Source organism: Frisingicoccus sp. (assembly GCF_048388605.1).
Classification (GTDB): Bacteria; Bacillota; Clostridia; order Lachnospirales; family Lachnospiraceae; genus Frisingicoccus.
Genome location: NZ_DBGCTU010000007.1, coordinates 17,000 through 36,964, shown reverse-complemented (window position 1 = coordinate 36,964; position 19,965 = coordinate 17,000). Strand labels below are relative to the sequence as shown.

At 45.9% G+C, this 19,965-nt stretch carries 22 protein-coding genes; 3 read left to right on the top strand and 19 right to left on the bottom strand.

The window, feature by feature from the left end; all coding sequences use genetic code 11:
- Positions 1-43 precede the first annotated feature (43 nt).
- The 13 genes from ACMN7X_RS01500 to ACMN7X_RS01440 all read right to left on the bottom strand — a co-directional run bounded on the left by ACMN7X_RS01500 (position 44) and on the right by ACMN7X_RS01440 (position 13,482).
- On the bottom strand, positions 44-541 hold the full coding sequence (locus ACMN7X_RS01500; protein ID WP_418745735.1) for a DUF5721 family protein: 498 nt from the start codon (positions 539-541) through the stop codon (positions 44-46).
- 16 nt (positions 542-557) lie between these two features.
- Positions 558-1,988 carry an adenylosuccinate lyase gene (purB, locus tag ACMN7X_RS01495; protein ID WP_418745734.1) on the bottom strand — a complete coding sequence of 477 codons (1,431 nt, stop codon included), beginning with the start codon at positions 1,986-1,988 and terminating at the stop codon, positions 558-560.
- A gap of 46 nt (positions 1,989-2,034) precedes the next feature.
- Positions 2,035-3,465: an amidophosphoribosyltransferase gene (gene purF / locus ACMN7X_RS01490; protein ID WP_418745757.1), complete on the bottom strand. Its 1,431-nt coding sequence runs from the start codon at positions 3,463-3,465 to the stop codon at positions 2,035-2,037.
- A 1-nt stretch (position 3,466) separates the two neighbouring features.
- Entirely contained in the window at positions 3,467-4,171 is a 705-nt protein-coding gene (purC, locus tag ACMN7X_RS01485) for a phosphoribosylaminoimidazolesuccinocarboxamide synthase (RefSeq protein ID WP_418745733.1), read from the bottom strand.
- A gap of 146 nt (positions 4,172-4,317) precedes the next feature.
- Positions 4,318-5,085: a ZIP family metal transporter gene (locus ACMN7X_RS01480; RefSeq protein WP_418745732.1), complete on the bottom strand. Its 768-nt coding sequence runs from the start codon at positions 5,083-5,085 to the stop codon at positions 4,318-4,320.
- A gap of 100 nt (positions 5,086-5,185) precedes the next feature.
- On the bottom strand, positions 5,186-6,313 hold the full coding sequence (locus ACMN7X_RS01475) for an aminotransferase class V-fold PLP-dependent enzyme (RefSeq protein WP_418745731.1): 1,128 nt from the start codon (positions 6,311-6,313) through the stop codon (positions 5,186-5,188).
- A 21-nt stretch (positions 6,314-6,334) separates the two neighbouring features.
- The gene (gene yedF / locus ACMN7X_RS01470) at positions 6,335-6,991 is read right to left on the bottom strand and encodes a sulfurtransferase-like selenium metabolism protein YedF (protein WP_418745730.1); all 657 of its coding nucleotides are present in this window, start codon (positions 6,989-6,991) and stop codon (positions 6,335-6,337) included.
- Positions 6,992-7,006: 15 nt separating this feature from the next.
- Positions 7,007-8,035: a selenide, water dikinase SelD gene (gene selD, locus ACMN7X_RS01465; RefSeq protein ID WP_418745729.1), complete on the bottom strand. Its 1,029-nt coding sequence runs from the start codon at positions 8,033-8,035 to the stop codon at positions 7,007-7,009.
- A gap of 25 nt (positions 8,036-8,060) precedes the next feature.
- On the bottom strand, positions 8,061-8,300 hold the full coding sequence (locus ACMN7X_RS01460) for a DUF3343 domain-containing protein (RefSeq protein ID WP_418745728.1): 240 nt from the start codon (positions 8,298-8,300) through the stop codon (positions 8,061-8,063).
- A gap of 14 nt (positions 8,301-8,314) precedes the next feature.
- On the bottom strand, positions 8,315-8,626 hold the full coding sequence (locus ACMN7X_RS01455; RefSeq protein WP_418745727.1) for a hypothetical protein: 312 nt from the start codon (positions 8,624-8,626) through the stop codon (positions 8,315-8,317).
- A 76-nt stretch (positions 8,627-8,702) separates the two neighbouring features.
- Positions 8,703-10,766 (bottom strand): type I DNA topoisomerase, encoded by a 2,064-nt coding sequence (gene topA, locus ACMN7X_RS01450; RefSeq protein WP_418745726.1) that lies wholly within the window; start codon positions 10,764-10,766, stop codon positions 8,703-8,705.
- 50 nt (positions 10,767-10,816) lie between these two features.
- The gene (dprA, locus tag ACMN7X_RS01445; protein WP_418745725.1) at positions 10,817-11,950 is read right to left on the bottom strand and encodes a DNA-processing protein DprA; all 1,134 of its coding nucleotides are present in this window, start codon (positions 11,948-11,950) and stop codon (positions 10,817-10,819) included.
- On the bottom strand, positions 11,941-13,482 hold the full coding sequence (locus tag ACMN7X_RS01440; protein ID WP_418745724.1) for a YifB family Mg chelatase-like AAA ATPase: 1,542 nt from the start codon (positions 13,480-13,482) through the stop codon (positions 11,941-11,943). The genes dprA and ACMN7X_RS01440 overlap by 10 nt, the downstream gene beginning before the upstream one ends.
- 200 nt (positions 13,483-13,682) lie before the next feature.
- Here ACMN7X_RS01440 and dtd point away from each other — a divergent pair, with 200 nt between their 5' ends.
- Positions 13,683-14,129, top strand: a complete 447-nt coding sequence (gene dtd, locus ACMN7X_RS01435; RefSeq protein ID WP_418745723.1) for a D-aminoacyl-tRNA deacylase — start codon at positions 13,683-13,685, stop codon at positions 14,127-14,129.
- 48 nt (positions 14,130-14,177) lie between these two features.
- Here the strand turns inward: dtd and nrdR are convergent, their stop codons facing one another.
- From nrdR to ybaK, 3 genes are all read right to left on the bottom strand, one after another.
- On the bottom strand, positions 14,178-14,627 hold the full coding sequence (gene nrdR / locus ACMN7X_RS01430) for a transcriptional regulator NrdR (protein WP_418745722.1): 450 nt from the start codon (positions 14,625-14,627) through the stop codon (positions 14,178-14,180).
- 304 nt (positions 14,628-14,931) lie between these two features.
- Positions 14,932-15,192, bottom strand: coding sequence for a YlmC/YmxH family sporulation protein (locus ACMN7X_RS01425; protein ID WP_418745721.1), 261 nt, complete (start codon positions 15,190-15,192; stop codon positions 14,932-14,934).
- A 46-nt stretch (positions 15,193-15,238) separates the two neighbouring features.
- Positions 15,239-15,733 (bottom strand): Cys-tRNA(Pro) deacylase, encoded by a 495-nt coding sequence (gene ybaK, locus ACMN7X_RS01420; protein ID WP_418745720.1) that lies wholly within the window; start codon positions 15,731-15,733, stop codon positions 15,239-15,241.
- Between the two features lie 89 nt (positions 15,734-15,822).
- On the opposite strand from ybaK, the gene hisA reads away from it, so the two are divergent.
- Together hisA and ACMN7X_RS01410 are read left to right on the top strand one after the other, a co-directional pair.
- On the top strand, positions 15,823-16,614 hold the full coding sequence (gene hisA, locus ACMN7X_RS01415; protein ID WP_418745719.1) for a phosphoribosylformimino-5-aminoimidazole carboxamide ribotide isomerase: 792 nt from the start codon (positions 15,823-15,825) through the stop codon (positions 16,612-16,614).
- Positions 16,611-16,910, top strand: coding sequence for a hypothetical protein (locus ACMN7X_RS01410; protein ID WP_418745718.1), 300 nt, complete (start codon positions 16,611-16,613; stop codon positions 16,908-16,910). Before hisA ends, ACMN7X_RS01410 begins: the two co-directional genes overlap by 4 nt.
- Before the next feature lie 33 nt (positions 16,911-16,943).
- Here ACMN7X_RS01410 and ectB read toward each other — a convergent pair whose 3' ends face one another.
- From ectB to sigE, 3 genes are all read right to left on the bottom strand, one after another.
- Complete coding sequence (gene ectB, locus ACMN7X_RS01405; RefSeq protein ID WP_418745717.1) at positions 16,944-18,185, bottom strand: diaminobutyrate--2-oxoglutarate transaminase; 1,242 nt, start codon at positions 18,183-18,185, stop codon at positions 16,944-16,946.
- Between the two features lie 115 nt (positions 18,186-18,300).
- Positions 18,301-19,080, bottom strand: coding sequence for an RNA polymerase sporulation sigma factor SigG (sigG, locus tag ACMN7X_RS01400; RefSeq protein WP_418745716.1), 780 nt, complete (start codon positions 19,078-19,080; stop codon positions 18,301-18,303).
- Between the two features lie 128 nt (positions 19,081-19,208).
- Positions 19,209-19,949: an RNA polymerase sporulation sigma factor SigE gene (gene sigE, locus ACMN7X_RS01395; RefSeq protein ID WP_418745715.1), complete on the bottom strand. Its 741-nt coding sequence runs from the start codon at positions 19,947-19,949 to the stop codon at positions 19,209-19,211.
- Positions 19,950-19,965: the final 16 nt, after the last annotated feature.

Sequence of the window (19,965 nt, the reverse complement as noted above, 5' to 3'; positions counted from 1 at the left end):
AACAAAAAATTAGCACTCACTTGAAGTGAGTGCTAATTTTTTGTTATATCTGCTCCACCGCAATATGATTTTGTTTAAAATACCGGAAAACCGTTTCATCCCAACATTGCTCCAGTGTTTTATCCAACATAAAGGTCTTATAGGAAACGCCGGAAGTACACACCAGTTTCTGATGCTCATACGTGATATTCATAAACAAACCGCCGATATCCTCCATCGATGCGGAAAGATGGTATTTATCCAGCAGCCACCGGGTATTTTCATCCGAGAGCTGAAATACCAGTTTAAAGCGGACCGGAAGCTTATGCCCTTTAATTAATTGAAATGCAAAGGGCTTGACCTCCGCCCAAAGACAGAGTTCCCTTCCCCCCAGAGCTTCCCATTCCTCTGAATCGAAATAAGGGCGGTTTAAATAACCGCCCAAATGAAATTCTGTGAATGTCTGAATCTCTCCGTCCCTAAGATAAAACTTATCAAACATAGACCCGGTGAGAATTCCTGCCATGAATTTTTTTACATCCAAAATGGCCAGACCAATCATGTCTTACCTCTCCATATTATACATTAATTTTCGCCGTCATTCCGAGAACCTCTTTATTCTCCTCGAGAATCGGCTGAATCACTTCATTCAAAAATTCTGTTACCTGTTCCGGCGCACGGCCAACGAAATTTCTCGGATTCATAATGGACTGCAATTCTTCCATCGTTATTCCGAAAGCCGGGTCTCCGGCAATGCGCTCCAACAAATCGTTCGGCTTTCCATGCTTCTTAACCATATCTCCGGCCTCCATGGAATGGGTACGAATGCGTTCATGGAGTTCCTGACGGTCTCCGCCCCGTTTGACAGCATCCATCATGATATTTTCCGTTGCCATAAACGGCAGTTCACTCATCAGACGCTGCTCGATCACCTTTGGATAGACAACAAGGCCGTCAACCACATTCATATATAAATCCAGCACGCCGTCAATGGCAAGAAAAGCTTCCGGCACGCTGAGACGCTTATTCGCCGAATCATCCAAAGTTCTCTCAAACCACTGGGTGGCCGCTGTGATAGCCGGATTCAGCACATCGATCATCACATATCTTGAAAGGGAAGCGATACGCTCGCTCCGCATCGGATTCCGCTTATAAGCCATGGCTGAGGAACCGATCTGGCTCTTTTCAAAAGGCTCTTCAATCTCTTTCAGATGCTGAAGAAGACGAATATCATTGGAGAACTTATGAGCGCTCTGCGCAATGCCCGCAACAACATTCAGCACACGGGTATCCAGTTTTCTGGAATAGGTCTGACCCGATACCGGATAGCAGGCGTCAAAACCCATCTTCCGGGCAATCCGGCGATCCGCCTCTTTACATTTCTCATGGTCGCCATCAAACAATTCCAAAAAGCTGGCCTGAGTACCGGTAGTTCCTTTGGAGCCAAGCAGCTTTAACTGGGAAATAATATAATCCACATCAGATAAATCCATAACCAGATCATTTAACCAGAGACTGGCCCGTTTGCCGACTGTTGTCGGCTGTGCCGGCTGAAAATGGGTAAATGCCAATGTCGGAAGTTCTTTATAGGTATCTGCGAATTTTGCCAGCTCACTGATCACATTCAAAAGCTTTTTTCGCACCAGATATAAAGCTTCCCGCATGATGATCACATCTGTATTATCGCCCACATAACAGGATGTGGCTCCCAGATGGATGATGCCCTTTGCTGTCGGACACTGCTGGCCGTAAGCGTACACATGAGACATCACATCATGGCGGACTTCCTTTTCTCTGGCCTTTGCCACATCATAATTGATATCATCCTTCGCAGCCTTTAACTCAGCAATCTGTTCTTCCGAAATCGGCAGACCAAGCTCTGCCTCCGTTTCGGCCAACGCAATCCATAATTTTCTCCATGTTTTAAATTTCATATCGGGAGAAAAAATGTACTGCATTTCTTTACTCGCATAACGTTCCGACAACGGACTCTGGTATCTGTCATTCATGGTTTATCCTCCTAAATTCATATTCATCAGCTGCATTTCTTTTCTGCTAAAATTCCATATCTCCGCGGATATCTCTTGTCGGCGGCGCTATCGGATAATCCCCGTTAAAACACGCCTGACAATAATTCAGTCCCTCGACCATCTCACCCATCCGGTTTAAATCCAGATAGCCGAGCGAATCGGCTCCCATCATCCCGCCAATTTCTTCCACCGTATAATGGTTTGCAATGAGCTGGTCTCTATTGGGAATATCTGTTCCAAAATAACACGGGTATTTAAAAGGCGGCGAACTGATCCGTACATGCACCTCCGTCGCCCCTGCATTTTTCAGCATCTGGACAATATTCCCGCTGGTTGTTCCGCGGACGATCGAATCATCAATCATGACGATTCTCTTCCCTTTGACCGCATCCTTTAAAACATTCAATTTGATCTTAACGCTCTGCTCCCGCATACTCTGCTTTGGCTTAATAAAAGTACGGCCCACATAATTATTTTTTACAAAAGCCCGGCCATACGGAATACCCGATTCCAGGGCATATCCCATCGCCGCATCATTTCCCGATTCCGGCACACCGACAACCAGATCCGCCTCCACCGGATGGGTCTGAGCCAGGATCCTCCCGGCCATAATCCTTGAATTAAAAACGCTGACCCCGTCAATCACGCTGTCCGGGCGGGCAAAATAAATATATTCAAAGATACATCTGCCGCATTTACCGGCAGAATTGCAGTATTCGCGATTGGAAGTCAGACCCTCCTCATTGATCACAATAATTTCTCCCGGCTCCACATCCCGGATAAATTCCGCGCCAACCGTGTCAAGAGCACAGGTTTCGGAGGCTACCACCCATGTATCATCGCGCTTGCCGATACACAGCGGTTTAAAGCCGTAAGGGTCTCTGGCCGCGATCAATTTTCTCGGACTCATGACAAGCAGAGAATAAGCTCCTTTAATATGGGGCATCGCCCGGAACACAGCTTCCTCAACGGAACCGCAATGCACCCGTTCCTTTGCCACCAGATAGGCAATAACCTCTGAATCGATGGTCGTCTGAAAAATCGCGCCGTTCTTTTCAAGTTCTTCTCTCAAATCTACCGCATTAACTAAATTCCCGTTATGGGCGATCGCAAGCTGCCCTTTAACATACTTTGTCACCAATGGCTGCGCATTGGCCCGGACACTGCTTCCGGCCGTAGAATAACGGACATGGCCAATGGCAATATCTCCATGGACTTTATCCAGATTTTCCGGGGTAAAGACCTCGTTGACCAGTCCCATATCTTTATAATACCTGATATCTCTGTTTTCGCTGACAGCAATACCGCAGCTTTCCTGCCCCCGGTGCTGCAATGCGAACAAACCGTAATACACCCAGGAAGCGATATCCTCACCCTTTGTGTTATAAGCACCAAAGACACCGCATTCCTCATGAAGTTCCTCTTTAAACTGACAGGAGTCTTTCTGCTTCATCATATTATAATCCCAATCTTCTGTAAACTTCTTCATAGGCTTCTTCTACCCGTCCCAGATCCCTTCTGAAACGGTCCTTATCCAGCTTCTCATGAGTCTCAGAATCCCAGAAACGACATGTATCCGGCGAAATCTCATCTGCAAGGATAATCTCACCCTTATAACGTCCAAACTCTACTTTAAAATCAATTAAATCGATATTCTTTTCTGCAAAATAAGCAACAAGAATCTCGTTAATCTTAAATACTAATTCCGTAATACGGTCAATTTCTTCTCGTGTGGCAGCGCCGATGGCGATTGCGTAATAATCATTGATCATCGGATCTCCCAGTTCATCATTTTTATAGCTGAATTCCAATGTTGGCGCGAGGAGGCGAAATCCTTCTTCAATACCCAATTTCTTTGAAAAGCTTCCGGCAGCCACATTACGCACGATAACTTCCAGCGGAACGATCTCCACCTTTTTAACCGCTGTCTCTCTGTCGCTCAACTCTTCCACAAAATGGGTTGGAATTCCTTTTTCTTCGAGCATCTTAAAAATATGGTTGGTCATTCGGTTGTTCACCACGCCCTTGCCGACGATGGTTCCCTTCTTTTCACCGTTAAATGCTGTTGCGTCATCCTTATAGTCGACGATCAAAACGTCTTCCATATCCGTTGTAAAAACCTTTTTAGCCTTGCCTTCATACAACATTTCCATTTTTTTCATTTGAACCTGACCTCTTCTTTCCATCCATATGTTTTTATCATTTATTATCCGCTTCGGGCACAATACCCGCCCTTATTCTATCGCAATCCATTTTTTAAATCAATAGATTCCCCATTAAAAATACTTATAAAAAACCGCGATATCACTTATAAAGACAAGGCCACATCCAAAATCATCATGATTAAAAATCCGGCCATGCTGCCTATAGTTCCCCTGTGGGAACGTCCGCAGTCATTCGCCTCGGGAATCAATTCCTCAACGACAACATAGATCATAGCCCCCGCCGCAAAGGATAGAAGCCAGGGCATAGCCGGACGGATGAACCCGGAAACAAGAACAACCATCATTCCAAACAACGGCTCCACAGCCGCAGAGAAAACACCGTATAAAAACGCTTTTTTCGACGACATTCCCTCCTGGCGCAGAGGAAGCGACACCGCAGCCCCCTCCGGAAAATTCTGAATCCCGATGCCAAGCGCCAGAGCAAAAGCAGCCGCATATAACTCCGCCTGTTCCATATGCTGTGCTGCCAGAGCAAAGGCCAGGCCTACCGCCATTCCCTCGGGAATATTATGAAGCGTCACCGCAAAAACCAGCAAATTGACCCGGTTCGACTGCTTTGTATATTTTGCAAAAAAACCGTCTACCACCAAAAGGAACAACCCGCCGACAAGAAATCCCAAAGCCGCCGGAACCCACGGCAGGCCGCCGGCGGCCGATGCCTGCTCAATGGCCGGAATGATCAGTGACCACACGGAAGCTGCAATCATAATCCCCGAAGCAAAACCAAGGAAAATCTTCTGCAGTCCCTCATTCACCTGTTTCTGAAACAAAAATACCGTAGCCGCCCCGGAAACCGTCATTAAAAATGCAAATCCGGTTCCCAAAGCCGCCCAACTCAAAGATTGTATCATGGTCTCCCACCTTTTATTTTAAATTTTCCATGAACAGTCAAATTCTGCCTGCTTATATTTATGATATGAAAAATTTAATATCCGGTGAGAAGGTTTTCTGTCAATAAGTCCGAAGAGCCTCTGCTGCCGTCTCGATCTCCTCCATCGTGTTAAAGCTCGAAAAACTAAAACGAACAATTCCCTGGGCCTCCGTTCCAAACCGCCGGTGCATCAACGGCGCACAGTGGCCGCCGGCCCGGGTACATATTCCATACTCCTCAGCCAGCCAGTCGCTGACTTCCGCAGAGTCTTCATCTCCCAGATTCAAAGCCACAATAGGCGCCCGTTCCACAACCGAATAATCCCCATAGAACCGAATACCCGGTATATCCCGCACCCTTTCATAAAAAGCTGCTGCCAGCTTTTCCTCTTTCATCCGCAGCTTATCCACGCCCTCAGCCTGAATAAAATCCAGAGCCGCTTTCAGGCCGGCAATTCCATGGCCGTTTAAAGTTCCGGCTTCCAGCGCCTCCGGCATCCGGAAAGGATGCTTCTTATCAAAGGTACGTATCCCGCTGCCCCCGGTGACCAGAGGTCGTATCTGAATCCCTTTACGCACACACAGGCCCCCGGTTCCCTGAGGACCCATAAGACTTTTATGCCCGGTAAAACATAGAACATCCACAAAATCTTCCTGCATATCAATAGGAAATATTCCTGCAGTCTGGGAGGCATCCACCACCAAAAGAGTCCCGGCCGCTCTGCACCATCCGCCGATTTTTCGAATATCATTCACATTTCCCGTCAAATTTGACGCATGGGTGCAAAATACCGCTTTGGCCCCGGAATGAATCGCCTCGCACATAGAATCCATGTCCAGCCGTCCCAGATCATCCGTCCCGATCATTTCAAGGCAGACGCCCTTTGTTTCCATTTCGTATAAAGGACGCAGTACACTGTTATGTTCCATCACTGTTGTAATAACCCGGTCTCCCGGCACGAGAAGACCTTTGACAGCCATATTGAGACTTTCCGTTGAATTTGCCGTAAAGACGACCTGTTCTGCCCCATCCGCGTGAAAAAAATCCGCCAATGTCTGCCGCGTTTCAAAAATCACCCTTGCCCCGGTCAAAGCAGCCTCGTGAACACCTCGAGTGGAATTTCCCATGGAGGTCAGCGCCCAGCTCACCGCCCTGACCACCTCCGGAGGGCGATAGAAGCTGGTTGCCGCACTATCCAGATAAATCATTTTCTTTCCCCCGTATTATATCTATGGACGAATAATCTGCTTTGCCTGCAGAAGACTCTCCGTAATATCATACATATTAGTGACGCCGCCCACCTGCAGTTTATCCTCCAAATGATAGTGATTCAGACATGTACCGCAGGTTAAAATCTCTACCCCCTGCGCCTCAAGTTCTCTAAAATCCTCCAGCGAATCGGAACCTTCGCAGGAAAGAAATGCTCCGCTGTTGTACATCAGCACTTTCTCGGGAAGCTGTTCCTGATGACTTAATGCATAGACAAAACCCTTCATAAGCAATTTTCCAAGCACCTCATCCCCTGAACCCATCTGATCAGAAGAAAGAACAACAATCAGTCCCTTCGTTTTTCCATCCGGCGCACAGGCGGTAACTTCCGGTTCCGCTTCCACCTGCTCTTTTTGGACAGATTCTGCCTGAGCGATTTCTGCCGTTTCCCGTCCTTTTTCTCCAGCCTCAATAACTACGGAAAATTCTCTCTCGCCCTTCTTTTGGGACACCGATTTTAACTGCTTGTGCTTTGCCATCTTCGTAAGATTCTGCACGGCAATCTCATTATCCACGATCACCTCAATCATCTCTCCCGGTTCGGCATTTTCCAACGCCTGCTTGGCTTCAATAACCGGCATCGGACACTGTTTTCCGCGTTCATCCAATTGTTTCATTTCTTTCCTCTCCTTTTATCCTTCGACAATAATTGTTTTTTCTTCTCTGTCCGTCACATAGCCTACAATATTACACGGCAAACCGAGGCCCTTCAGTTCCTTTAAAGCTGCCTCGCCATCCTCCGGAGGCATGCTCACCAACAAGCCGCCCGATGTCTGCGCGTCAAACAAAATTTCCTCTATTGCAAAGCTACAGTTCACAAACTCTACCTGTTTTTCAACATGATTGCGATTTCTCTGCCCGGCTGCTGACAGATAAAACTCTTCCACATATTCGGGACATTCCGGTATATATGGAATCGCCGAAGCATCGATATGGGCGCTGAACCGATGGGTCAACATTTCGCACAAATGCACCAGAAATCCAAATCCGGTCACATCCGTGCAGCCATGCACCCGATATTTTTTAATAATCTCCGAGGCATATTTGTTCAGAGTAGTCATCGACTTTACAGCCAAATCCATAGCGCCTTCAGAAGCTGCTCCCAAACGATCTGCCGTGCAGACAATCCCTGTTCCCAAAGGCTTTGTCAACAAAAGGACATCCCCGGCCTCACACCGGTTATTTGCAAATATCCTTTCAGGATGAATAACACCGGTGACAGAAAGCCCGTATTTCACATCCGAATCTGCAATCGAGTGGCCTCCGGCCAGAACCCCTCCGGCCTCCCGGACCTTCTCACTGCCGCCCAACAAAATCTGCCCGAGCACATTCAAATCCATAGCCTCGGGAAAACAGACAATATTCAATGCGGTTCTTACTTCGCCGCCCATGGCGTAGACATCACTCAAGGCATTGGCCGCTGCCACCTGTCCAAAAATATAGGGATCATCCACCATCGGCGGAAAAAAATCCAACGTCTGAACAATCGCCAAATCCTCCGTCAATTTATAGACCGCCGCATCATCCGAGCTGTCATAGCCAATGATCAGATTCTCATCCTTTACCTTCGGTATCCGGCTGAGTACCCGGCTTAAAACCGCCGGTCCAAGCTTTGCCGTACAGCCGCCGCCCTTACAAAATACAATCGGTTCCTGCCCCATCAATCACTCCTCCATTCCGCTTTATCTATAGCAAAAATTCATAAACCCCTTCAACTTCAATAGCTTCTCTCGATATCATCTCCTCCAGAGATACTCTCGCATCCGGCAGCGCCGCCCAGGCCATACCGCATCCGGCGGAAATCTGTTTTGGTACCGGGATGAGCCGTCCATCCAGTTCCTCCTGCTTGCAGCACTGCTCCATCCTCAGGGCCTGAACCGTCGACGGAAATGTATATACGACTTTCATCTTCTTATTTCTTGCCATATCCTCATCCCCCGTCAATCTTTTTGACCGTCTTTTCGAAGCGATTTCTTCTCAACAATGCCAAATTTCAGAAATATTGCCCACACATAAGGTCCTCCAAAAACGTTTAACTTTTTTGGACCGGTAATTTCGCCGGGCCGTCCCTGAATCTTCAAAAAGGCTTTTTCAAAGGTTGCCCGGGTAATCGATTTCTTCTTTCTCTCCGCAAACAACTCCCCGCCCTTCACCGTATACGTGAAAGGAAGCCCTTTGACCGTATAAAAAGTTTCTCCCTCACAGGCCTTAATTTTTTCCCACAAACACTCGATAGTTACTGTTTCTTCCATATTAAATGTACCTCAAAAAAATCCCCTGCAGAGTCTGACTTGACTCTAACAGGGGATATAATCTTCTACACCTATTTTACTTCCGGTTCTCCCGATATCCGCAGGCCACATCCGCGCATACCAGTTTTTGCCCTTTAATCAGTAATGCGTTGCCGCACTTTGGACAGTTTTTACCGGAAGGCCTCTGCCATGTCATAAAATCGCACTCCGGATTATTTTCACAACCGTAATATTTACGTCCCTTCTGCGTTTTACGAATAACAATATCCTTACCGCATTTTGGACAGCTCACACCGATTTTTTCAAAATATGTTTTCGTATTTTTACATTCAGGAAAGCCCGGACAGGCCAGGAACTTGCCATGCGGCCCATATTTGATCACCATATGGCGCCCGCACTGATCGCAGACAACATCCGATACTTCATCCTCAATTTTTACCTGTTCCAGTTCCTTTTCCGCAATCTGAACCGCTTCTTCCAGATCCGGATAAAAATTCCGAACGACCGTCTTATAATTTACACAGCCCTCTTCCACTTTATCCAAAAGGAATTCCATATTTGCTGTAAAAGAAACATCAACAATACTCGGAAAAGCATCCTTCATAATCTGATTTACGACTTCTCCAAGCTCCGTTACATAAAGGTTTTTATTTTCCTTCGCCACATAACGGCGGGCAATAATCGTAGTAATCGTCGGCGCATAGGTACTCGGCCTTCCAATTCCCAATTCTTCCAGTGTTTTTACGAGAGATGCCTCCGTAAAATGAGCCGGAGGCTGAGTAAAATGCTGCTTTCCTTCAAAATCATGGAAAGACAGCTTGCTTTCCTCGGTTAATTTCTTTAAAAGCACATTGGACTCTGCCTTATCCTCCGCATGCTTATACACGGAAAGAAATCCCTCAAATTTGATTTTGGAAGCGGTTACCGTAAAAATATAGCCATTACAGTCAATCTTTACATTGGTTGTTCCATAAACGGCATCTGCCATCCGGCTGGCGACAAACCGGCTCCAAATAAGCTGATACAGACGGAACTGATCTCTGGACAGAGATTCCTTAATTTTTGTTGGCGTCAGTTCACTGTTCGATGGGCGGATAGCCTCATGAGCATCCTGAATCTTTCCGGAATTCTTACTGTTCTTCATCTGGCTGACAACATACTCCGGCCCATAAGCTTTATCGATAAACTTACGTACAGCCGCATCCGCTTCCTCAGAGATACGGGTGGAGTCCGTTCGCAGATATGTAATCAAACCAACGGTTCCATTTCCTTTGATATCCACACCTTCGTACAGCTGCTGCGCAATACGCATCGTTTTCTGAGTAGAGAAATTAAGCAGTTTTGAAGCCTCCTGCTGCAGCGTACTCGTTGTAAAGGGCAGCGGCGGTTTCTTTGTTCGCTCACCATTTTTAATATTATAAATCTTATATGGATGTCCCTCCAAATCCGCCATGATCGTATCAAGCTGTTTTTTGGAACGAATCTCCATCTTCTCTTTATCTTTCCCGTAAAACCGGGCTGTCAGCGGTTTTTTCTCGCCCTCAACATTCAAAAGGACATCCAGCGACCAATATTCCTCCGGAATAAAAGAGTCTATTTCCTGCTCCCTGTCACAGATAATCCGAAGGGCCACAGACTGAACACGTCCCGCACTTAATCCTCTCTTCACCTTTGCCCACAACAGAGGACTGATTTTATAACCAACCATACGGTCCAACATACGCCGGGCCTGCTGTGCATCCACCAAATCCATATCAATGTCCCGGGCCTGTTTAATCGAATTTTTTACAGCCGCTTTCGTAATTTCATTAAAAGTAATCCGGTGTATCTGCTTTTTTTCCAGCTTCAATGCCTGGGCCAAATGCCACGAAATCGCCTCACCTTCACGGTCAGGGTCCGTTGCAAGATAAACTTTGTCCGCTTTTTTTACTTCCTTGCGGAGCATGGCAAGAATATCGCCTTTTCCGCGAATAGTTATATATTTTGGTTCAAAATCGTTTTCAATATCAATTCCCAACTGGCTTTTAGGTAAATCACGCACATGTCCATTTGACGCAACTACCTGATAATTCGATCCAAGGAACTTATTAATGGTTTTGGCTTTCGCAGGAGATTCCACAATAACCAAATATTTAGCCATAATACGCCTCCACTATCTCATCTCTATTGTCAAAAACCTGTGAAACACGGCTAAATGTTTCGAATATACAGGTTTTTCCCCATCGGACGTATCCATCCCTTCAACTCAAGATTTACTAAAACCTTCCATGTTTCTGATATCGTCAAACCGCACTGAGCTGAAATGGTATCTACATCTTTTGGGCTTAAACTTAAACTAGCATACACCAATTGTTCTGAATTATCAAGTGAAAGTTTTGTTTTTCCCTGTTCACTTTTCAGGTCATATCCTGAAATACCGTAATCTTCTCCAATATCTTCCGGTTTAAAAACCAGCTTTGCTCCGCTTTGAATGAGGCGATGACACCCCTGACTTAACGGATCATTAAAGCGCCCCGGCAAAGCATAAATATTTTTCCCCTGTTCCAATCCCATCTCCGCCGTAATGAGCGCCCCGCTCCGCTCCCTCGCCTCAATAACCAATATTCCGTCAGAAAGACCGCTTATGATCCGATTACGCATCGGAAATCTCCATGGCTCCGGCTTCACATCCAGTCCATATTCACTCAATATACCTCCCCGAAACTTCATCTCTTCAAACAATCCATAATTTTCTCTCGGATAACAAATATTTAAACCGCATCCGAGAACACCCCATGTCTTTCCTCTGTTTATGCCATTTTCTGTTTCCCTGTTCTCTTCTTCCTGCAGGGCGCCCCTGTGGGCTTCCCCATCTATACCCCTGGCCAGACCGCTGATAACGTCTATACCCATCTCAGAAAGAGCCCCGGCAAAATATCTGGCTGAAGCCAGACCGTATCCGCTGGCCTCCCTGGCTCCCACAATGGCTATTGTCGGCCTTTTTGAATCCGGCAGATTACCATAATAAAACAATCCGGCCGGCGCATCATAAATATGCCTCAGTTTTTCCGGATATTTTTCATCGATCCGCCCCACAAACCGGCCTCCCAGAGTTTCGAGCCGCTGTATATCCTTTTTCAACAGGTTTTCATCCTTTTCCGACGGATCCGCAAGTTTCCGCCGAATGTTCTCTTTCAATCCCTGAATCTCTGCATATTGTACGTTTCTTCCATAATAAATATTCTTTGCCGTCTTAAAATATCCCAATAATTTATTGATGGAACGCACCCCAAGCCAGGGACGGCTGCAAAGCCAGAACCAACATTCTCTCTCTGTCAATCCCATAAGCCGCCTCCGTAGTTTTCATCCGGCAAACGATAACCGACGGCCTCCGCCACATGTTCCATCCGAATATTTAAACTGCCCTCCAGATCACTGATTGTCCGTGCAACCTTTAAAATCTTTTGATAGGTTCTGGCAGACAGATGAAACTTCTCATAAATCCTCCCAAGAAAATCTTGGGTATCACTGTCCAAACAACAATATTCTTCAAGCATCTGTCCCTTCATCTCACTGTTATATTGAATATCACAGCCGGAAAACCGTTCCCTTTGCATCTGATATGCCTGTTTAACCCCTTTATACATCCGGCGGCTGTCCATAGCTGCCTCCCGCGCCTTCATATGCCGGTAATCAACCCGGCGAATATAAACACATAAATCCAGGCGCTCCATTACCGGTCCGCTTATTTTTGACATATACCTTTGTATCTGTACCTGCGTACACCGGCATCGCTTTCTGTCCGGATAGTATCCGCAGGGGCATGGATTTGCGGCAGCCACTACCAATGGTTTTGCCGGAAAACAATAGTCGCCCCGCACCCGATGAATGAAAACCTCTCCCGCCTCTAAAGGCTGCCGCAAAGCCTCAATGGCACTTCTCGAAAACTCGGCAAATTCATCCAAAAATAATATCCCGCCATGGGCCAGACTGATCTCTCCGGGTATCGGGACCGCTCCGCCGCCAATCAATACTTTATCAGAAACCGAGTGATGCGGACTCCGAAAAGGCCGGCAGGTTATCAGACCGCTTCCCGGTTTCAACCGTCCGGCCGCACTGTAAATTTTGGTAGCGATCACCTGTTCATCAAAGGACATCTCCGGCAAAATATAGGGCAGACGCTCAGCCATCATCGTCTTTCCGCTTCCCGGCGGTCCCACCATCAACAAATGATGATGTCCTGCGGCGCAAATCTGCATGCAGCGTTTTGCCGCCTCCTGCCCGCATATCTCCCCAAAATCCAGAGGATATCGTCTGCTCCTGCTGACTTTGTCCCTCTTCCTGTGATATTCCTCAGGTATCTCTTTCTTCCCCTGCAGATGCTGAACTATTTCGGGAAAGGCGGCAGCCCCAAAAACCCGCATTCCCGATACGATTGCCGCCTCCTCCGCATTTTCCGCAGGTACAAAACAATTGCAAAACCCTTCCCTTTTCGCCTGGCTGACCATGGGAAGAATCCCTTTTACCGGCACAAGCCGGCCATTCAATCCCAGCTCGCCAATAAATATGCTGTTTTCAAGATATTCCGGGGATATATGCTCAATACAACTCAGAAGTGCTACGGCCACAGGCAGATCAAAACCTGTTCCGGACTTGCGAAAATCTGCAGGCGCCAGATTGATCAGATAGCGCTTTGGCGGCAATGAAAAACCGGAATTCCGCATCGCCGTACATATCCGCGGGCCGGACTCCCGAACTTCTGCTGAGAGTTCTCCCACAATCTGAAATGTGGGCAGACCGCTGCTCATATCGACCTCCACACGGACAATACGTCCCTCAATGCCTAAACAAAGCGCACTATATACTTTACAGAACATAACTTTCTTCCTTTCTTCCGAAAGGCAATACCTGATTATAATTTACCAACAACTCACCAATTCTTCAACTATAATGTTTCTGCTTTTTTTGACATTTTTCGCCTTTCATTTGACGCCGGCAGGCTTCGCAGATATAATAAAAACAGTAAGTAAAACGCTTTCACTTACATTCACAATGCTAAAACAAAGGAGTTATTCATATGAAAGCAGTAATACAACGGGTCAGCCGCGGAAAGGTGACCATTGATGGCCGGATACACGGTGAGATCGGCCGTGGTTTCGTCGTTCTGCTCGGCGTAGCCAAAGATGATACCGGAGAAGATATGGATTATCTCGTCAAAAAGATTTCAGGACTTCGTGTCTTTGAGGATGAAGGAGGTAAAATGAATCTCGCGTTAAAAGACGTCAACGGCGAACTTTTAATCATCTCCCAGTTTACCCTGTTTGCCAACACAAAAAAAGGCAACCGTCCGAGCTTTATCGATGCCGGTCTGCCGGAGCCTTCCAAAGCCTTTTATCTGGATTTTATCCGGGCTTTCCGCAATCTTGGATTTACAGTCGCCGAAGGAGAATTCGGCGCAGACATGGCCGTCGAACTGGTGAATGACGGGCCGGTAACCATTATTATTGATTCAAAAAATAAATAAAATCATAAACAACGGCGCAGTTGAAAAACTGCGCCGCCCTACATCACTTTATTTCAATATTTTCTTGATCTCATCCATAAAGGTGTTCACGTCTTTAAATTCGCGGTACACCGAAGCAAAACGAACATAAGCCACCGCATCCAGATCTTTCAGACGATTCATAACAATCTCACCGATATCCTGAGCTGGAATCTCCCGCTCTTCCCGATTGAAGATCTCCGTTTCAATCTCATCCACCAACTTATTGATCTGATCCGCCGAAATCGGCCGTTTATGGCAGGAACGGATGATTCCCGAAGCAATCTTCTGCCTGTCATAAGGCTCCCGGTTATTATCCTTTTTAATGACAATTAAAGGAATTGTTTCAACTTTTTCATAGGTCGTAAACCTCTTCTGGCAGGCATTGCATTGTCTGCGCCGACGGATGGAACTTCCATCCTCTGCCGGACGGGAATCAATAACTTTTGAATCTGCCTCTCCGCAAAATGGACACTTCATCTTTTTACCCTCCTCGATAAATTCATTATAATCGAGGAAATAAAGGCGGTCAACAAAAAAATGCCCTTTAAATGGCCTTTTTCCCGAAAAAGACGGATTGATTTTTTTCATTAAATATTCTGAAACGTTTCTAAAATTTTCGCCAGAACAGCCGCGTTCATGCAATATACGGCGGATAGATATTTTTAAAAGTTATTTCACCAAATCCCGAAAGCTGACACGTATTACAAAAGATTTTCTGTTGTAAAAGTCCGACAAAAAGCCATTTAAAATATTATTTTTGATCACCTTTATTTTGAGTTTTTTATCCCTCGCAGCGGCGCATAATCTCTTCCATGCAAACGTCCACCAAAATGATATCCGCACCAATCTGCCGGACGCATTTCCAGCCAATAATATATTCCGTATCCCGCCCGAGAAGGCCGCACCATTTTCCCTGTCCGGGAATGATCAACTGGCAGATGCTGCCCGTATTGCAGTCAAATTCCACGTCTACCACAAATCCGATGCGCTGGCAATCCCGCACATTGATAACTTCCTTCTGGCGAAGTTCACAGATACGCATGCCCCACCTCATAAAATACTTCTTATTCTATGTTATGCACATTATTCTATTGGGTGACATCGGCATAAACAGCTTCAGTAAATGTTTTTAATTCCTCCGGATTTATAATGATCTGCGCTCCGCGAACCCCGGCGCTCACAGCGATCTCATCATAGAGCATGGCTGTCTCATCAATCCATGTCGGATATTTTTTCTTCATGCCGACAGGAGAACAGCCGCCGCGTATATAGCCGGTCAACCCAAGGAGTTCTTTTACATGGGTCATTTCTATTTTTTTATCTCCCGCTGCCTTTGCCGCCTTTTTCAAATCCAGTTCCATAGTCACCGGAATACAGAAAACCATAATTCCCTGTTTATCCCCGCGAACGACAAGGGTTTTAAAAATCTGATCAGCCGGAAGGCTGACCTGCGAAGCCACATGCTCTCCACTCAAGTGTTCCTCATCAAATTCATAGGTCTCTATACGAAAAGAAATGCCCGCCTGCTCTAAAAGCCGCATGGCATTGGTTTTATTAACATCGGCATTTTTCTTCTTTGCCATCTGAAATTCACTCCTTATTTTCCTTTTCCTTGCAATACGGAGTAAATTATACTATAATTTTTCTCAGAATTCCAGTGAGGTGTATAAAAATGCAATTCAGACCATGTATCGATATACATAACGGTAAAGTAAAACAAATCGTCGGCGGAAGCTTAAAAGATTCCGGCAATCAGGCCGAAGAAAATTTTGTTTCAGCCCGGGATGCAGCCTGGTATGCCCGAAAATATCAAAGTGATGGGATCACCGGCGGTCATATCATCCTTTTAAATCCGGAGTCTTCCGAATACTACGCCGCCGATGTGGTGCAGGCTCTTGCCGCCCTTGAAGCCTATCCCGGCGGACTGCAGATCGGCGGCGGCATTCATCCGGGAAATGCCCGGCGTTTTCTGGATGCAGGCGCTTCCCATGTGATCGTCACTTCCTATGTATTTAAAGACGGAAAAATTCATTTTGACCGGTTAAAAGCCCTGTCTGACCTTGTCGGAAGCGAACATCTGGTTCTAGATCTAAGCTGCCGCAAAAGGGATTCGGACTATTATATTGTCACTGACCGGTGGCAGAAATTTACATCCGTCAAAATGAATCTGGAAACTCTGGAAATGCTGTCTCCTTATTGTGATGAGTTTTTAATCCATGCGGTGGATGTGGAAGGCAAGGCTTCCGGCATTGAAAAACCTTTGGCTGAACTTCTCGGCCGTTTCACAGCCCGGCCGGTGACCTACGCCGGCGGAGTCGGTTCTTTTGAGGATCTTCGCCTTTTAAAAACCCTTGGCCGGAATCGGATCAATGTGACGATCGGCAGCGCCCTCGACTTATTTGGCGGCGAAATTCCCTATGAAACCGTCAAATCGCTTGGCTTTGAAAATGAGGTGAAATTATGATCGACTATAAAGATGTCATGCCTATTTCTTTCTTAAAAAAAGAGCCCTTCACCGGCAGCTGGCAGGGCATGAGATATCGGATAGAAAAAACGGAGATTCCCATCTCCGAAAATTCCGATGAAAAGAAGACGGTTCTCGGCGTCTGCATATGGCCTCAGCCCTTCTGCTATGATAAAACCGAAGAATCCGAAAAGACCCGTGAAACCTTTGAATTCACGCCGGAAGGTCTTTCCCAATGTGTCGACTGGCTAAACACAAAATATACGGATGAAAAAAAACGCTGGACCCGGGATTAACTCCCGGTCCGGCATTTCTTTTCAAATGATTCATTATTTCAAAACAGCAACAACAGCCTCTTTGACAATCGCCAAACCTTCTTTTAAAACCTCATCTTCAATGGTCAATGGCGGCATCAATTTCAGCACGCCGTCTTTACGGCCGGCAACTTCGCAGATCAAATGACGGTCAAAGGCTTCGTGAACAGCTTCCAGTGCCAAAGCCGGATTCACTGCTCCGAAATCAATTCCCCACATAAGTCCCATACCCCGATAGGAAAGCCGGGAATCCAAAGGCATAATCTCTTCCTGTATAAATTTCTCCACAATAGCTTCTTTTCTGCGAACCTCTTCATCAAGATGATGTTCAACAAAATAATTGATTCCTGCCGTACCGCCAATAAAGGATAACTGATTTCCCCGGAAAGTTCCGTTATGCTCAGCCGGACGGAAAATATCCAGATCCGGACGGATCAGCAGCAAAGCCATCGGCATGCCAAACCCGCTGATGGATTTGGAAAGGACAACCATATCCGGCTGAATTCCCGCCCGTTCAAAGGAGAAGAATGTACCGGTACGGCCGATGCCGACCTGAATATCATCGCAAACCATAAGAATACCTTTTTCTGTACAAATCTCACGGATTTCCTTCAACCATTCGATACTTGCCACGTTAATGCCGCCCTCTGCCTGAAGCGTCTCAAGGAAAATTGCCGCCGGTTTTTCGATACCTGAATGGTCATCTTCAAGTATCCATCTTAAATAGGCGATTGAATCCAGTGTGCCGTCATATGGCGCAAATGTCACATTTGTCAGAGGCAGGCTGGCGCCTTCCCGGCTTGTTTTATCCGTCGTCATCGCCAGACTTCCCAGGGTCATTCCATGGAATGCGCCTGAAAAAGCAATGACATTCGTGCGGCCCGTATTCTTTCTGGCCAGTTTGAGGGCTGCTTCATTGGCATTTGTTCCCGTTGGTCCGCAGCACATCACTTTATAATTCAAATTTCTCGGCCTGAGAATCTTTTCCTCAAACGTCTGAAGGAATTCTTCTTTAGCGGCTGTATACATGTCAAGAGCATTGATAATATTATCTTCACCCAAATATTCCATAATTTTTGCCTTGATTTCCGGATTGTTATGGCCATAATTCATCGAACCGGCCACAGCAAGAAAATCAATATATCTCTCGCCCTCTACGCTAAAAAGCTCTGCATTTTTCGCTTTATTAAATTCGACAGGGTATTTTCTGCAATATGAACGTACTTGAGATTCTGTTTTTTCAAAAACTTCAAACATTATTTCTTATTTCCTCCAATTTTTCACCAGTATATTTCAAATCATTCACGTTTTATTATACCCTTTCTTTTAGCGAAGTCAACAACAAAGCGTTTTTTCATCACGAAACAACCAGCTATTGCTGAAGATAATTTCTCATGCTTTTCAATGCATTTTTTTCAATTCTCGATATCTGAGCCTGTGATATGGAGAGTTCCGAAGCCACCTCCATCTGGGTTTTTCCCTGATAGAAACGCATTTCTATAATCTTCCGTTCTCTGTCCCCAAGTTTATGAATAGCCTCCTGCAGAGCAATGTTTTCAACCCAGGCTGCCTCTGTATTTTTCGGATCCCGAACCTGATCCATAATGCACAGCTTATCCCCACCCTCCGTATATACCGGTTCATATAAGGATACGGGGCTCTGAATCGCATCCATTGCAAAAACAATATCCTCTTTGCTGATGCCGATTTCGCCGGCCACTTCCATTACCGAAGGTTCCCGATTATTCTTTTTTATAAATGCCTCCCGGGCATAGATTGCTTTATAGGCCGTATCCCTAAGCGAACGACTCACCCGGATGCTGTTATTATCCCGAAGATAGCGGCGGATCTCGCCGATAATCATTGGTACGGCATAGGTTGAAAATTTTACGCCCTGACTTAAATCAAAGTTATCGATCGCTTTCATCAGTCCAATGCAGCCGACCTGAAACAAATCATCCGGATTTTCATTACTGTTTGAAAAGCGTTTAATAACACTGAGTACCAGTCGGAGATTTCCCTTGATGTATTCTTCCTTTGCCTCCATATCTCCCGCTTTAATACGCAGGAACAAAGCTTCCTTCTCCTCTTCTTTAAGGAGAGGAAGCTTTGACGTATTAACACCGCATATTTCAACCTTACCCTGAGCCATAATAAGAATCCTCCTTACCACACTTGCTTGTCAATCTAAGTACAGTAAAGATTTTTCACATTATGATTTTTTATTATACGGTTTTCCCAAAAATAAAAAAATTATTGGGGCTTGACAAAAAAGAGCAATCAACTCATTCGGCTGATTTCTTTTTTCAAACGGTTCATAATTTTCTTCTCCAAACGGGATATATAGGATTGGGAAATGCCAAGCAGATCCGCCACCTCCTTCTGTGTCCGCTCATATCCGTCCTTCGTATTCAATCCAAAACGCAGCTTAATGATCGTCTGCTCTCTCGGCGAAAGTTTGTCAATCGCTTTGTTTAAAAGCATCCGGTCCACTTCCCCCTCAATTCCTTTGTAAATAACATCTTCTTCCGTCCCAAGAATGTCCGACAGCAGCAATTCATTTCCGTCCCAATCCACATTCAAAGGCTCGTCGATCGATACCTCCATCCGGGTCTTATTATTTCTCCGCAAATACATTAATATTTCATTTTCAATACAGCGCGACGCATAAGTCGCCAGCTTAATATTTTTCTCAGGATTAAAGGAATTAATTGCTTTTATCAGTCCGATCGTCCCTATAGATATCAAATCTTCCACGCCAATACCGGTATTGTCAAATTTTCTCGCAATATAAACAACCAGTCTCAGGTTATGTTCGATCAATACCGCCCGGCCATCCTTTTCCCTCTCTGTTCCAAGCATCCCTATCGCTTCAGCTTCAGCTTCATTTTCCAACGGCACCGGCAATACGTCTGCGCCTCCGATATATAAAATATCACCACCGCTCTGACGAATCACTTTCTGAGGATTCCGACGCGCTGCGTATCGGAATTTTCCCGGTAATGCTGCACTACATATCATAATCTGCTCCTTCCGC

Coding starts and splice junctions, on each gene's coding strand:
- ACMN7X_RS01500 (WP_418745735.1), bottom strand. CDS start 541: ATGATTGGTCTGGCCATTTTGGATGTAAAAAAATTCATGGCAGGAATT.
- purB (WP_418745734.1), bottom strand. CDS start 1,988: ATGAATGACAGATACCAGAGTCCGTTGTCGGAACGTTATGCGAGTAAA.
- purF (WP_418745757.1), bottom strand. CDS start 3,465: ATGATGAAGCAGAAAGACTCCTGTCAGTTTAAAGAGGAACTTCATGAG.
- purC (WP_418745733.1), bottom strand. CDS start 4,171: ATGAAAAAAATGGAAATGTTGTATGAAGGCAAGGCTAAAAAGGTTTTT.
- ACMN7X_RS01480 (WP_418745732.1), bottom strand. CDS start 5,085: ATGATACAATCTTTGAGTTGGGCGGCTTTGGGAACCGGATTTGCATTT.
- ACMN7X_RS01475 (WP_418745731.1), bottom strand. CDS start 6,313: ATGATTTATCTGGATAGTGCGGCAACCAGCTTCTATCGCCCTCCGGAG.
- yedF (WP_418745730.1), bottom strand. CDS start 6,991: ATGAAACAATTGGATGAACGCGGAAAACAGTGTCCGATGCCGGTTATT.
- selD (WP_418745729.1), bottom strand. CDS start 8,035: ATGGGGCAGGAACCGATTGTATTTTGTAAGGGCGGCGGCTGTACGGCA.
- ACMN7X_RS01460 (WP_418745728.1), bottom strand. CDS start 8,300: ATGGCAAGAAATAAGAAGATGAAAGTCGTATATACATTTCCGTCGACG.
- ACMN7X_RS01455 (WP_418745727.1), bottom strand. CDS start 8,626: ATGGAAGAAACAGTAACTATCGAGTGTTTGTGGGAAAAAATTAAGGCC.
- topA (WP_418745726.1), bottom strand. CDS start 10,766: ATGGCTAAATATTTGGTTATTGTGGAATCTCCTGCGAAAGCCAAAACC.
- dprA (WP_418745725.1), bottom strand. CDS start 11,950: ATGGGATTGACAGAGAGAGAATGTTGGTTCTGGCTTTGCAGCCGTCCC.
- ACMN7X_RS01440 (WP_418745724.1), bottom strand. CDS start 13,482: ATGTTCTGTAAAGTATATAGTGCGCTTTGTTTAGGCATTGAGGGACGT.
- dtd (WP_418745723.1), top strand. CDS start 13,683: ATGAAAGCAGTAATACAACGGGTCAGCCGCGGAAAGGTGACCATTGAT.
- nrdR (WP_418745722.1), bottom strand. CDS start 14,627: ATGAAGTGTCCATTTTGCGGAGAGGCAGATTCAAAAGTTATTGATTCC.
- ACMN7X_RS01425 (WP_418745721.1), bottom strand. CDS start 15,192: ATGCGTATCTGTGAACTTCGCCAGAAGGAAGTTATCAATGTGCGGGAT.
- ybaK (WP_418745720.1), bottom strand. CDS start 15,733: ATGGCAAAGAAGAAAAATGCCGATGTTAATAAAACCAATGCCATGCGG.
- hisA (WP_418745719.1), top strand. CDS start 15,823: ATGCAATTCAGACCATGTATCGATATACATAACGGTAAAGTAAAACAA.
- ACMN7X_RS01410 (WP_418745718.1), top strand. CDS start 16,611: ATGATCGACTATAAAGATGTCATGCCTATTTCTTTCTTAAAAAAAGAG.
- ectB (WP_418745717.1), bottom strand. CDS start 18,185: ATGTTTGAAGTTTTTGAAAAAACAGAATCTCAAGTACGTTCATATTGC.
- sigG (WP_418745716.1), bottom strand. CDS start 19,080: ATGGCTCAGGGTAAGGTTGAAATATGCGGTGTTAATACGTCAAAGCTT.
- sigE (WP_418745715.1), bottom strand. CDS start 19,949: ATGATATGTAGTGCAGCATTACCGGGAAAATTCCGATACGCAGCGCGT.